This is a genomic window from Streptomyces griseoruber (assembly GCF_001514205.1).
GTDB classification, from domain to species: Bacteria; Actinomycetota; Actinomycetes; order Streptomycetales; family Streptomycetaceae; genus Streptomyces; species Streptomyces griseoruber.
Genome location: NZ_KQ948763.1, coordinates 949,297 through 961,738, shown reverse-complemented (window position 1 = coordinate 961,738; position 12,442 = coordinate 949,297). Strand labels below are relative to the sequence as shown.

Sequence of the window (12,442 nt, the reverse complement as noted above, 5' to 3'; positions counted from 1 at the left end):
GCCCTGACTGCCCTGACTGCCCGTGCCACGTCCCCTGCCCGCTTCCCGCAGCCCTCGAAGCCGTCGAAGCCGTCGAAGCCCTCGAATTCCCGAAGCCTGGAGCCGCACATGCGCTTCGCCTCATACGAACACCAGCAACAGCGCCGGGTGGGCGCCGTCGGCGAGGACGGCCGTCTCCACCCGGTCCCCGGCGAGCGCACCCTCGCCGAACTGATCGCGGCCGGCGCCCTGTCCGAGGCGGGCGCCACCGCCCTCGACGCCCACGCCGGACCCCATCTGTCGGCGGTGCGACTGCTGCCGCCGCTCCAGCCCGCCACCGTCCGCGATTTCGTGACCTTCGAGGAGCATGTCGAAGGCGTCCGGCGCTCGGTCGACGGAGCGACCGGTGTGCCGGACGCCTGGTACGACGCGCCGACCTTCTACTTCGGCAACCCCTACGCGGTCATCGGCCCCTACGACGAGGTACCCCTGCCACCGGGGTCGAACGTGCTCGACTTCGAACTCGAAGTCGCCGCCGTGATCGGCAAGGAAGGCCGGGACCTCACCCCCGAGCAGGCCCGCGACCACATCGTCGGCTACACGATCTTCAACGACTGGTCCGCCCGCGACCTGCAGTCCCGCGAGATGCGGGTCGGGCTCGGCCCCTGCAAGGGCAAGGACACCGCCACCACCCTCGGTCCGTTCCTCGTCACCGCCGACGAGCTGGAGCCTTACCGCGACGCGGACGGCTTCCTGCGCCTCGCCCTGACCGCCGAGATCAACGGCGAGGTCGTCGGCAAGGACCTGCTGTCCAACATGAGCTGGACGTTCGAGGAGATGACCGCCTACGCCTCACGCGGCGCCGTCGTCCGCCCCGGTGACGTTCTGGGCTCCGGGACCTGCGGCAACGGCGGCTGCCTCGCCGAACTGTGGGGCGTACGCGGAACGCAGGACCCTCCGCCCCTGGGGCCCGGCGACACGGTCACACTCACCGTCGAAGGCCTCGGCACGGTCTCCAACACCGTGACGACCGGCCCCCCGGCCGTGCCGCTTCCGGCAGCCCGGCGCCGCCCGCGGGAGCGGCCATGACGGACCTCTCCCCCAAGAGGCTGTCGGGCAAGGTCGTCGTGGTCACCGGCGCGGCCCGGGGCCAGGGCGCCGCGGAGGCCGAGGCACTGACCCGCGAGGGCGCCCTCGTGATCGCCACCGACGTGACGGCGACCTCCGGCTGCCGCCGCCTCGACGTCACCAGCGAGGCGGACTGGGCCGAACTCGCAGCCGAGTTGCGCGAGATGCACGGACAGGTGCACGGTCTGGTCAACAACGCGGGCATCACCTGGCGCGCCCGCCTCGACGACGTGCGCCCCGAGGACTTCGACCGCGTCCACGCCGTCAACGTCACCGGCCCGCTGGTGGGCATGCAGCACCTCGCCCCGCTGATGCCGCCCGGAGCGTCCATCGTCAACGTGGGCTCCTCCGCCGCTCTCACCGCCCACTACCCGGTGGCGTACACGGCCAGCAAATGGGCGCTGCGCGGCCTGTCGAAGGCCGCCGCCCTGGAACTCGGCCCGCGCGGCATCCGCGTCAACACGATCCATCCCGGCTACATCGAGACCACGATGACCGCCTCCGCGGCCCCGGCCTTCCGCGAGGCCAACATCCGCGAGACCCCGCTGGGGCGTACCGGCACCGTGGACGAGGTCGCCCCGCTGGTCGTGTTCCTGCTGTCGGACGAGTCGTCGTTCATCACGGGCGCCGAGATCCCCGTCGACGGCGGCCTCACCGCGCACGGCGGCGTCAAGTCCATCTCCGACGCACTGAAGCGCACCGCACACTCGACAGACTCAGGGAGCACCTGATGACCCTCTTTCTCACCGACGCCGACGTCAGAGCCGCCTTCGACTGGGCCGACGCCATCGCCGCACTCCGCGGAGCCTACGCCGCACCACCCGACGAGACCCGCTTCCCCTCGCGCTCCATGGCCCGCGGGGACGGCCTGTGGCTGCGCACGCTCAGCGGTGTGCCCGGCGACGGCGGCCCGATGGGCGCCAAACTGATCGCCGCCTCGCTCCGGAACCGCCGCGCCTCGTATCTGATCCCGCTGTTCGACCAGGAGACCGTGGAGCTGACCGCGCTCCTGGACGGGCACTCGATCACCGGTTTCCGTACCGCCGCCACCTCCGCGCTCGCCGCCGACCTGCTGGCCCCCGCCGGTCCGCTGCGCGTCGCGGTGATCGGGTCCGGTTTCGAGGCGCAGAACCACGTCCGGGCCCTGGCGGCGATACGCCACCTGTCGTCCGTCACCGTGTTCAGCCCCACCCCGGCCAGCCGCACCCGGTTCACCCAGGAACTCGCCGATCTGCAACTGCCGACCGCCACCGCTCAGAGCCCCGAGGCGGCCGTCGCCGGTGCGGACCTGGTCATCTGCGCGGCCCGCTCCCGGGACGAGCAGCCGACCCTGCGGGAGGCTCCGGCCGGGGCCACCGTCGTCTCGATCGGGTCCACCCTGCCCGAGCAGCGCGAACTGGCGACCGAGGTGATCTCGCGCGCCGAGGTGATCGTCGCCGACCTGGTCCATGAGGTCACCGAGGACACGGGAGACCTGATCGCGGCCAGGAAGGCGGGCGTCGACTTCGCCGCCAAGACGGTCTCGCTCGCCGACGTCGTCTCCGGTCGCGTGGCCGGCCGGCCGGCGCACGACCCCGACGCGGTCGTGATCTACAAGTCGGTCGGCTCGGCGGCGCAGGACCTCGCCGTCGCCGCGATGTGCGTGCGGCGGGCCGCCGAGCTGTCCCTGGGCACCCGGCTGCCCGTCACCATTTCCCCGGTATCGAAGTGAGCACCCCCGTGAGCAATCCCGTGCGCCGAGAACTCGACGACCCGTCCCTGCTGAAGACCGCCGCGTACGTCGACGGCACCTGGATCACCACCGCCGGCACCCTCGCCGTGCACAACCCGTCCACCGGCGACCTGCTGGCCGAAGTGCCGCTCCTCGACGCCGCGCAGACCACCGCGGCGATCGAGGCGGCACACCGCGCGCTGCCGGCCTGGCGGGCCCGCCCGGCCAAGGAACGGTCCCGGATCCTGCGGCGCTGGTTCGACCTGGTCACCGAGCACGCCGAGGACCTCGCCCGGCTGATCGTGCTGGAGGAGGGCAAGCCCTACCCGGAAGCCGTCGGCGAGGTCGTGTACGCGGCGTCGTTCCTGGAGTGGTTCGCCGAGGAGGCCAAGCGCATACGGGGCGACGTCATGGAGGCTCCGGAGGCGTCACGCAGGATCGTCGTCCTCAAGGAGCCGGTCGGCGTCTGCGCGGCGATCACCCCGTGGAACTTCCCCGCCGCGATGATCACACGCAAGGCGGGTCCCGCGCTGGCCGCGGGCTGCACGATGGTGCTCAAGCCCGCCGAGCAGACCCCGCTGACCGCCCTGGCGCTCGCCGAACTCGCCGAGCGTGCGGGCATCCCGGCGGGGGTGTTCAACGTGGTCACCGGCGACCCGCGCGAGATCGGCCCCGAGCTCACGGGCAACCCGCTCGTCCGCAAGATCACCTTCACCGGCTCCACCGAGGTCGGCCGGCTGCTGCTGGCCCAGTCGGCGCAGACGGTGAAGAAGACCTCGATGGAGCTGGGCGGCAACGCACCCGTCCTGGTCTTCGACGACGCCGACCTCGACGAGGCCGTCGAGGGCCTGATCGCCACCAAGTACCGCAACACCGGCCAGGCGTGCATCAGCGCCAACCGCGTCTACGTCCAGGACGGGATCCACGACGCGTTCGCGAAGAAGCTGGCCGAGCGGGTCGCCGCCCTCGCCGTCGGCGACGGCTTCGACGAGGGCGTCCAGCAAGGCCCGCTCATCGACGAGAACGCCGTGGCGAAGGTGGAGTCCCACGTCGCCGACGCGCTCGCCCACGGGGCCGTCGTCCTTCAGGGCGGCAGGCGCCACGCACGTGGCGGTCTCTTCTACGAGCCGACCGTCCTGACCGGCGTCACCGCCGGGATGGCCGTCACCCGCGAGGAGACCTTCGGCCCGGTGACCCCACTGGTGCGGTTCACCGACGAGAGCGACGCGATCCGCTGGGCCAACGACACCGAATTCGGCCTCGCCGCCTACCTGTTCGCCAAGGACGCCGAGCGCATCTGGCGCGTCGCCGCCGCCCTGGAGGCAGGCATGGTCGGCATCAACACCGGCCTGATCTCCAACGAGACCGCCCCCTTCGGAGGCGTCAAGCAGTCGGGCATCGGCCGCGAGGGCTCTGTCTACGGCCTCGACGAGTTCCTGGAGCTCAAGTACCTCGCCTGGGAAGGCGCGAAAACCCCGCACGCCTGATCACGAAACCCCCACGTCTGATCACGAAAGACCGAGGAGCACACCACCATGGCCCGCTACACCCGCGCCGAAGCCCGCGAATGGGCACGCGAGAACCTCGTCGGCGTCGTCAACTGCACGATCCCGTCCTTCACGGGCGACCTGAGGAACATCAACGAGAAGGCGATCCGCCACGACACCCGGCTCGCCATCGAGCACGGCTTCATGGGCACCCTCGGCGTCTCCGAGGTCGCCATCCAGCTCCCCGAGTATCTGGACTTCCTGAACATCGTCAAGGACGAGGCGGGCGACCGGTTCCTGCTGGTGCACCACGCCAGCTGGAGCACGCTGGAGCAGAACATCGAGGCCGTGAAGGGCGCGGAGGAGGCGGGCGCCGAGCTGGTGCTGCTGTCGTACCCGCCGAACTTCTACCCCGAGTCCGAGCAGGAGATCCACGACTACACCAAGGCCGTCTGCGACGCGACGAACCTCGGCGTCATGCTCTTCCCGATGTACCTGTGGGGCTTCAGCCCCCGCATCCACCCCTCCGACATCCCCGTACGCCTGATCCGGCGCCTGATCGACGACTGCCCCAACATCGTCGCGATCAAGGCGGAGGGCGGCTTCCCCGGCATCCAGAGCGTCATCGAGTGCCACCGCCACTTCGGCGACGAGGTCGTCATCTCCATGCCCATCGAGGGCGAGCTGATCCCGCTGTCACAGATCATGCCGATCCAGTTCTCGGCCACCAGCGACCACGAGTACTACGGCCCGATGATCCCGCGCGCCTTCCACCTCCTGCGGGAGGGCAAGTACGACGAGGCCGCCGACATCTACTGGCAGCTCCACCCCGCCCGGAAGATCAAGGCCGGTCTCGCCCCGGCCCTGCACGGCGGGGCGTTCATCAACCGGCAGGCATGGAAGTTCCAGGGCTGGCTCCAGGGCTACAACGGCGGCCCTCTCCGCCAGCCCACCCAGCGCATCCACGACGCCCAGATGACCGCGCTGCGCAAGGGTCTGATCGACGCCGGCCTGGAACCGAGCATGGATCCCTTCCGCGAGTTCTTCATGGGCCGCAACCCGGCGTGAGACGCCGGCGGACCCGCGGCAGGCGATGCGTCATGTCGTTCCCAGCGCGGGTCCGCCACCCGGCACGGCAGGCGCGTCCCTCATCGCTCCGGCCCCGAAGTGCGCACCGATCGAGTACCGGCCCCGCTGCCTCCACGCCTCCCGGTCCGGCGTCGTACCGTCGGCGGAGGACAGGACGGTGGCAACGTCCGTGATCCCGTTGACCACAGCTCGGCTGGACGTACTTGCGCACGGTCGGCTTGTTGGCGACTGCTGTCAGCCGTGCGCCTTCTCGATGTACTCGGCCTCTTCGGTGTGCGTCAGCCGGGGTGCCGCCGTACGGCGGCCACCAACTTGATCACGCGAGGGTTCCTTTCAGGGCCTGAGTGAGGAGGAAGCGGAGGGCCTGCGCGGTGACAGGGCGTGGGTTGGCGTAGGGCTGGGCCTGTGCCTGGGCGGTGATCTCGTCGAAGTCGCGCTCGGTCAGGCCGAGTTCCTGCCACACGTCGAGTTCGGCGCTCTGAAGCGGTGTTGCGTCGGCGGCGCGCACTCGGCCGCAGACCACTCAGGGACGGTCGGTGCCGAGGAGGTCGATGGAGTCGCCGCGTTCGCGGCGGGGGGACTCGGTCATGTGGAAGGGGCCGAGGACGGTGCTCTCGGTTCCCTCCTCGGCCCCGTTGCTCGTCTCGACGAGCAGGGAGGCGCCCAGGATGTCGGAGAGCCGGACGAACTCCTGGCGGGTGTCGTCGCCCTTCTGGCCGACGGCGGTGAGGAAACCGATAGCGGCCTCCCACTCCTGGATCGTGGGTTCGATGTCCCGCACGAAGTCGTGGAGGTGGCGGGTGAGACTCTCCTCGGTGGCGGTCTAGACGGTGAAGTCCACTGATGGTCCTAACCTCTCGGGGTGCCCTGGCCGGTGAGGTGGTCGGTGAACCAGTCGCCGGTGAGCGCGTCGCGTTCGGCCGCGTGGTTGTAGAGGGTGTGCTCGCCGTCGGGCCAGATGCGGACGGTCGCGGCGGCGGGGTCCGCGGCGCGCAGGAAGGGCTCCTGGTCCTCGTAGCGGGCCAGAGGGTCCTGGCCGCCGTGCAGCAGGAGCAGCGGGCAGGTGATGCGGTGCTTGTCCGGGTCGAAGCGCAGGGCGTCCATGACCTCGGTCACCCGGTCCGGGTCGTCGGTGCCGACCACAGCGGCCATCTGTTCGCGGGCGGTGCGGTATTCGGGGACCGTGGGCGTGGCCGGGGCGCCGTTGACCACCACCGCGCCGACGCGCGGGTCGGCGGCGGCCAGGTGGGCGGCGAACAGGCCGCCGAAGCTGACGCCCTGGATCCCGATCGCGCCGCCGAGACGGGGATCGGCCTCGACCAGGTCGACGAAGCGGGCGAAGCCCTCGGTGACGCGCTCGTCGACGTACAGTCCGTGACGCAGCCGCGACTCGCCCTGCCCGGGACCTTCCGCGAGCAGGCAGGCCAGGCCGCGAGAGGTGGAGGCCTCAGCGACGGGCAGGTACGCGGCGCCCCAGCCGCTGAGGCCGCCCCAGACGATGACGGTGGCCTGCGCCTCGCCCGTCGGCGGCAGGCACAACCAGCCGCCGAGCCGCCCGTCGCGATACGGGATCTCCACGCGCTCCACGGCCGGTGCGAGAGCGGCGGTCGCGGCGGTGTGCCGGGCGTACAGATCCCGCTTCTCCGCGGTGTCGGTCTGGTACGCCATCTGCGCGAACATCCAGGCCGCGGAGGCGTGGCGGTACGCCTGCCGGGCGGTCGTGCGGTGCCCCGACCGCTCTGCCTCGCGGGCCCGTTCCAGCTGCGTCTCCGCGATGGCCGCGGCGGCGTCCTGCCACGGCGTCCCGGCCGCGGTGTCGGCGAGCAGGCGGCGGGCGTCGGCCGGGTCCATGCCGCAGTCGGTGAGCCGCGTGAAGGGCATGGCCCGGTGCTGGGCCGCCACCAGCGGCGGCAGAGAGGCCGTCCCGGGGACCGCGGCCGTCATACGACCGCCTTGGCCGTGGCGGACAGTGCCTCGTCCAGGTCGTCCACGAGCGCGCCGAGGTCCGTGCTGTCCGCCGCCACGCCGAACAGCACGAAGTCGGGGCGTGCCAGGTAGGCGACCGCGCCGAGCCGCTGGAGGTACTCCCGGTGCCGCCCGTCGAGGTCGTCGACGGTGTCGAGGGCGACCACGGTGCAGCCCAGGCGCGTCAGCCTGGCGAGCCGGTCGGGGCCGAGGGCGGCGGTGGGATCTTCGGCGGTGACCAGGGTGAAGCCGTATCCGGTCAGGTCGTCGAAGCGTCCCGTGCGGCCGTCGGCGAGGCGGACGCGGCCCTGGGGGGTGAGGGTGCCGACGGGCGCGTCCCCGTCCGGCCTGAGGACTCCGCCCGCAAGGGGCGGGAACGGGGGCGGCGGGGGTACCTTGCCCGCGAAGAAGGCCGCGTCCCGGGCCGCCGCTGCCTCGACGTCGTGGGTGTTGGCGACCTTGCCGAGGCCGATCGCCATGTGGGTGAGGGCGGTGACGTGCGGGCGGCGCTCGCTCTCGTAGGTGTCCAGCAGAGCCTCGGGCGCCAGCCCGCCGAGGACGAGGTGCAGTTTCCAGGCGAGGTTGGTGGCGTCGCGCAGGCCGCTGCACGCGCCCTGGCCGAGGTAGGGGGGCATGGTGTGGGCGGCGTCGCCGGCCAGGAAGACCCTCCCGGTGCGCCAGCGGGTGGCGATGCGGGCCTCGAAGCCGTAGACGAGCTGACGGGTGATCCGTACGTCGTCCGGTCCCAGGTCGTGGTAGTCGCGCAGCAGCCGCCAGGCCGTCTCCGGCGCGGTCATCTCCTCCCGGGACTCGCCCGGCAGCAGGGCGAACTCGAAGCGCTGGCGGGTGGTGCCGATGTTGATGGTCATGTGGCCGCGCGCGGGATCGCAGTACTGGGTTCCGTAGGCGAACTCCGGGGGCTGGGGGCGCAGCCACTCGGTGTCGATGTTGACCCACTGCTCGTTGAACCCGAGGTCCTCGCGCTCCACGCCGAGCAGTTCCCGTACCCCGCTGCGGCTGCCGTCGGCGGCGATCACGTAGCGGGCCCGGACCTCGTCGCGCGGGCCGTCCGCACAGCTTGTCTCGGCGTTCCAGCCGCACAGGCGCAGGGTGACGCCGTCGTCGTCCTGGTCGAGGCCGGTGACCGCCCAGCCCTGTCGGACGTCGACCGAACCGTAACCGCGCAACCGCTTGTCGATCGCCTGCTCCACGTCCGGCTGGTACATGGAGATGTGGTCCGGATATCCCATCGGGCCGTCGGGGTTCGCCGGGATGCGCACGAGCGTCTCGCCCTTGCCGTTGACCCACAGGTACTCGCACGGGGACGAGTCCCGCAGCGCCTCGTCGACGTCGCCCGCCGCCTGGACGGTACGTGCGGTCTCGTCGTCGATGTGGGTGAGCCGGGGCAGCCCGTACAGGGCCGGCCAGCGTTCGCAGACCACCACCCGGTGGCCGAGCCGGCCCAGCAGGGACGCCGCGGCGAGTCCGGTCGGACCGTAGCCGACGACGGCGATGTCATAGCGCGGAGCCATCGGACACCTCCAGAGACAGCCCCGCGCCTTTGCGAGGGGTCGTGGTGGGATGGGAGAGGGGTACGGCTCGACCGTGCGGTGCGTGCCGGGCCTTCGCGTGAATTCGCATTCACAGTTAGAGTGAAGTGAGATTCACACGACGGCAACATGGACGTCAAGAGCCCGGTCGATAAACTGCGCAAATGACCGAGTCCCCCATCCGCCGGCCCACAGCTCTCCGTGAAGGCAGTCGCCGTTCGCAGCAGGACCTCATGCAGGCCGGGTACGCCCTGCTCGAAGAGGGCGGAGTGGACGCACTGACCGTGGCCGCGGTCGCCGAGCGGGCCGGCATGGCGGTCGGCAGCATCTACCGCCGGTTCGGCGACAAGGAAGGGCTCCTGCTGGCCATCCAGCACGCCTTCACCGAGAACCTCCAGGCCGAGATCACGGAACGCATGTCCGTGGAGCGGTTGCGCCTCCTGCGCGATCCGGCCGTGGCGATCGCCGAGGCGGTCGGCGCGATCACCGACGCGTTCCGGACGCACGAGGCGTTGTTGCGCGTTTTCCTGCTGCTCGGCACCCGGCACGAAGCGGTACGGGTCGAGGGCTCGCGCGTCAGCGTCGAGGGCAACCGCAACTTCGCCGAGGCCCTGCGCCACATCCCCGTCGCACACCCGGATCCCGCGGCCGCGCTGGACTTCGCCTTCCGTCTGGTCTACGCCACGATCGCGCACCGCGTCACCCAGGGCGAGTTCCTGGAGTCCGACCGCCCGCTGCCCTGGAACGAGCTGCGAAGCCACCTCCAGACCGCGGTCATCTCCTACCTCCTCGGCACCCCGGACGGCCGCTGACCGCCTGGATCGCCGTGGCACACACGTGCATGCACGGGGCTTGACGCAGCAGGAGCAGTTGTGAGCTGATGCTCACCACAAGTGTGAGCGTTGACTCACACAGGTTCGCTCTCTTCGTTTCCCACCCCCTCGTGCCGACGGCTCGGCCCCCCTTCCGTCCCGGAACTCCGTCGTGGCCCGAGCAACTCGAAGGAGAGTTGTCGATGCATGCGACCTTGCCTCTGCCCACCTCCGACGTCGATCTGTTCGCCGACGACGTGCTGCACGACCCGTACCCCGCGCTCCGCCACCTCAGGGAAGTCGCCCCCGCGATACGGCTGACCACCTTCGACGCCTGGGTCCTTCCGCGCTACGACCACGTGCGCACGGCTCTGGCCGACCACGAACGCTTCTCGTCTGCGCACGGCGTCGGCTACGAGGACCAGTTCAACGCCCAGATGAAGGGCACCGTGCTGGCCAGTGACCCGCCGGACCACACCCGGCTGCGGGCTCTGCTGTCCGACAAGCTCGCCCCCAAGGCCCTGGCGGGGCTCCGCACCCGGATCACCGCCCTCGCGGACGACCTCGTCGCCGACGCCGTGGCCAAGGGCGACTTCGACGCCGTAGCGGATCTCGCCGCGGTGTTCCCCGTGACCGTGGTCGCCGAACTGGTCGGGCTCGCCGAGGAAGCACGGGGCCCGCTGCTGTCGTTCGCGGACGCGGCGTTCAACACCTTCGGCCCGTTCAACGCCCGCGCCGAGGCATCCATCCCCTTCGTCAGCCAGATGTTCGGGTACCTCAACACGGTGATGGTGCCGGAGAACCTCCGCCCGGACGGCTGGGCCGCCGCCATCCACCAGGCCGCGGAGCGGGGGGAGATCGAGGCCGCCTCCGTGGTGCCCCTGCTGTCCGCGTACGTGATCGCCAGCATGGACACCACCATCAACGCGATCGGCAACACGATCCTGCTCTTCGCCCGGCACCCGCAGGCCTACCAGGAGGTGCGCGCCGAACCGGCGCTCGTCGGCCCGGCGTTCGAGGAGTCGTTGCGGCTGGAGTCCCCCGCACAGGGCTTCTTCCGGCGCACCACCCAGCCGGTGGACATCGAGGGCATCACCATCCCGGCCGACACCAGGGTCCTGCTGTCCTTCGCCTCGGCCAACCGGGACGAACGCAAGTGGCAACGCCCCGAGGAGTTCCTCGTCCGCCGCAACCCGGTCGACCACGTCGCCCTCGGCTACGGCGTGCACGGCTGCGCCGGCCAGGGGCTGGCCCGGCTGGAGGCGCAGGCGGTGCTCGGCGCGCTGGTACGGCGGGTGTCGTCGATCGAGCTCGCGGGCGAGCCGGTGCGCAAGCTCAACAACGTCATCCGGGGCATCGCTTCGCTGCCCGTCACGGTACGCACGGAAGGGCAGTGAGATGTCCAGGATCCTGGTGGACTTCGACCGTTGTGAGGGCCACGGGCTGTGTGAGCAGACCGCGCCCGAGGTGTTCCGGCTCGACGACGAGGGCGAGCTGCACCTGACCCGCGAGGAGGTGGCCCCGGAGGACGAGAGGGCGGTCGCCGCCGCCGTACGGGTCTGCCCCGTCGCGGCGCTGAAGGTGCGGCCGTGAGGCGGATCGTTGTCGTCGGCGGGTCCATCGCCGCGCTGACGGCGGCGGAGAGCCTGCGGGCCGGGGGCTTCGACGGACAGGTGACCGTCGTGTCCGAAGAACCTCACCAGCCCTATTCCCGCGTCCCGCTGTCCAAGGGCGTCCTCGCCGGCCGGGAACCCGCGAAATCCGCCCTGCTCCCCGCGCCGGGCGAGGACATCGAGTTCCGTACCGGGGCGCGGGCCGTACGGCTGGACGTCCGCGGCCGTACGGTGACGCTGGCCGACGGCACCGAGGTGCCGTACGACGGGCTGGTCGTCGCCACCGGAGCGAGGGCACGCCGCCTGACCGGCGGCTCCGACCTGGTGGTGCGCACCCTGGACGACGCCGAGGCCCTCGCCTCCCGGCTGGCCACCGCCCGCAGCGCGATCGTGCTGGGCGGCGGCTTCCTCGGCATGGAGGTCGCCACGACCTGCCGCGCGCTCGGCCTGGAGGTCACCGTGGTCGACCTCGTCCCGCCGCTGCTCAGGCTGCTCGGACCGTGGCTGGCCGATCTCGCCGTCGCGGCCGCGCGGGACCACGGCATCCGTGTCCGCGTCGCGCCGGACGGCGTCACCGTGGTGGGCGAACACCGCGTGCGCTGTGGCGAGTCGGTCCTGGAGGCCGACGTGATCGTCTGCGCGGTGGGCGACGTACCGAACACCGATTGGCTGAGAGACTCCGGCCTGCCCTTGGACGCCGGTGGCGGCCTCGTCGCCGACGCGTGCTGCCGCGTCGCTCCCGGCGTGGTCGCCGCCGGGGACGTCGTATCGCGGGAAGGGCGCCGAACTCCTCACTGGACCAACGCTGTTGAGCAGGGCCGGGCGGCCGCGGCCGGCCTGCTGGAGGGCGCGTCGGCACGGCCGTACCGACCGGACCCGTACTTCTGGACCGAGCAGTGCGGACTCGACATCAAGATCAGCGGTGAACTGCCGCTCACCGGGCCCCCCGACATCCTCGCCGGATCGGTGAACGACCGCAGTGCGCTGCTGCGGTGGCGCCATGACGGAGGCGCGGCCACCGCCGTCGCCGTCAATCACCGCCTCCCCGTGATCAAACTCAAGCGGCTCGGCGCCGGAGTTCCCGCCCCTGCCCCAGCCCGTACGTAAG

11 protein-coding genes and 1 pseudogene are annotated in these 12,442 nt (G+C 71.4%); 9 read left to right on the top strand and 3 right to left on the bottom strand.

What is annotated here, in order from left to right; all coding sequences use genetic code 11:
• The first annotated feature begins 108 nt into the window (after positions 1-108).
• From AQJ64_RS04115 to AQJ64_RS04095, 5 genes are read left to right on the top strand one after another with little or no spacing between them, the layout of a single operon-like run.
• Positions 109-1,068, top strand: coding sequence for a fumarylacetoacetate hydrolase family protein (locus AQJ64_RS04115; RefSeq protein ID WP_055631464.1), 960 nt, complete (start codon positions 109-111; stop codon positions 1,066-1,068).
• Entirely contained in the window at positions 1,065-1,838 is a 774-nt protein-coding gene (locus tag AQJ64_RS04110; RefSeq protein ID WP_055631463.1) for an SDR family NAD(P)-dependent oxidoreductase, read from the top strand. Before AQJ64_RS04115 ends, AQJ64_RS04110 begins: the two co-directional genes overlap by 4 nt.
• Positions 1,838-2,818 carry an ornithine cyclodeaminase family protein gene (locus AQJ64_RS04105; protein WP_059202403.1) on the top strand — a complete coding sequence of 327 codons (981 nt, stop codon included), beginning with the start codon at positions 1,838-1,840 and terminating at the stop codon, positions 2,816-2,818. Before AQJ64_RS04110 ends, AQJ64_RS04105 begins: the two co-directional genes overlap by 1 nt.
• 8 nt (positions 2,819-2,826) lie before the next feature.
• Positions 2,827-4,305, top strand: a complete 1,479-nt coding sequence (locus AQJ64_RS04100; protein WP_079061470.1) for an NAD-dependent succinate-semialdehyde dehydrogenase — start codon at positions 2,827-2,829, stop codon at positions 4,303-4,305.
• 48 nt (positions 4,306-4,353) lie between these two features.
• Positions 4,354-5,373, top strand: coding sequence for a dihydrodipicolinate synthase family protein (locus AQJ64_RS04095; protein WP_055631544.1), 1,020 nt, complete (start codon positions 4,354-4,356; stop codon positions 5,371-5,373).
• A 400-nt stretch (positions 5,374-5,773) separates the two neighbouring features.
• On the opposite strand, the pseudogene AQJ64_RS45280 reads toward AQJ64_RS04095, so the two are convergent.
• The 3 genes and pseudogenes from AQJ64_RS45280 to mhpA all read right to left on the bottom strand — a co-directional run.
• A pseudogene (locus AQJ64_RS45280) lies at positions 5,774-6,202 on the bottom strand (dioxygenase); the annotation flags it as partial.
• 41 nt (positions 6,203-6,243) lie between these two features.
• Positions 6,244-7,338 carry an alpha/beta hydrolase family protein gene (locus AQJ64_RS04080; protein ID WP_055631541.1) on the bottom strand — a complete coding sequence of 365 codons (1,095 nt, stop codon included), beginning with the start codon at positions 7,336-7,338 and terminating at the stop codon, positions 6,244-6,246.
• Complete coding sequence (mhpA, locus tag AQJ64_RS04075) at positions 7,335-8,891, bottom strand: bifunctional 3-(3-hydroxy-phenyl)propionate/3-hydroxycinnamic acid hydroxylase MhpA (RefSeq protein ID WP_055631540.1); 1,557 nt, start codon at positions 8,889-8,891, stop codon at positions 7,335-7,337. Before mhpA ends, AQJ64_RS04080 begins: the two co-directional genes overlap by 4 nt.
• Positions 8,892-9,073: 182 nt before the next feature.
• Here mhpA and AQJ64_RS04070 point away from each other — a divergent pair, with 182 nt between their 5' ends.
• The 4 genes from AQJ64_RS04070 (at position 9,074) to AQJ64_RS04055 (ending at position 12,441) form a co-directional block, all read left to right on the top strand.
• Positions 9,074-9,721, top strand: a complete 648-nt coding sequence (locus tag AQJ64_RS04070) for a TetR/AcrR family transcriptional regulator (RefSeq protein WP_055631539.1) — start codon at positions 9,074-9,076, stop codon at positions 9,719-9,721.
• A gap of 203 nt (positions 9,722-9,924) precedes the next feature.
• Positions 9,925-11,118, top strand: a complete 1,194-nt coding sequence (locus AQJ64_RS04065; RefSeq protein WP_063788633.1) for a cytochrome P450 — start codon at positions 9,925-9,927, stop codon at positions 11,116-11,118.
• Position 11,119: 1 nt separating this feature from the next.
• Positions 11,120-11,314, top strand: a complete 195-nt coding sequence (locus AQJ64_RS04060) for a ferredoxin (RefSeq protein WP_055631538.1) — start codon at positions 11,120-11,122, stop codon at positions 11,312-11,314.
• Positions 11,311-12,441, top strand: a complete 1,131-nt coding sequence (locus tag AQJ64_RS04055; protein WP_055631537.1) for an NAD(P)/FAD-dependent oxidoreductase — start codon at positions 11,311-11,313, stop codon at positions 12,439-12,441. Before AQJ64_RS04060 ends, AQJ64_RS04055 begins: the two co-directional genes overlap by 4 nt.
• Position 12,442: the final 1 nt, after the last annotated feature.

Excerpts from the sequence above, each read along its gene's own strand:
- AQJ64_RS04115 (WP_055631464.1), top strand. The coding sequence starts at position 109 with ATGCGCTTCGCCTCATACGAACACCAGCAACAGCGCCGGGTGGGCGCC.
- AQJ64_RS04110 (WP_055631463.1), top strand. The coding sequence starts at position 1,065 with ATGACGGACCTCTCCCCCAAGAGGCTGTCGGGCAAGGTCGTCGTGGTC.
- AQJ64_RS04105 (WP_059202403.1), top strand. The coding sequence starts at position 1,838 with ATGACCCTCTTTCTCACCGACGCCGACGTCAGAGCCGCCTTCGACTGG.
- AQJ64_RS04095 (WP_055631544.1), top strand. The coding sequence starts at position 4,354 with ATGGCCCGCTACACCCGCGCCGAAGCCCGCGAATGGGCACGCGAGAAC.
- AQJ64_RS04080 (WP_055631541.1), bottom strand. The coding sequence starts at position 7,338 with ATGACGGCCGCGGTCCCCGGGACGGCCTCTCTGCCGCCGCTGGTGGCG.
- mhpA (WP_055631540.1), bottom strand. The coding sequence starts at position 8,891 with ATGGCTCCGCGCTATGACATCGCCGTCGTCGGCTACGGTCCGACCGGA.
- AQJ64_RS04070 (WP_055631539.1), top strand. The coding sequence starts at position 9,074 with ATGACCGAGTCCCCCATCCGCCGGCCCACAGCTCTCCGTGAAGGCAGT.
- AQJ64_RS04065 (WP_063788633.1), top strand. The coding sequence starts at position 9,925 with ATGCATGCGACCTTGCCTCTGCCCACCTCCGACGTCGATCTGTTCGCC.
- AQJ64_RS04060 (WP_055631538.1), top strand. The coding sequence starts at position 11,120 with ATGTCCAGGATCCTGGTGGACTTCGACCGTTGTGAGGGCCACGGGCTG.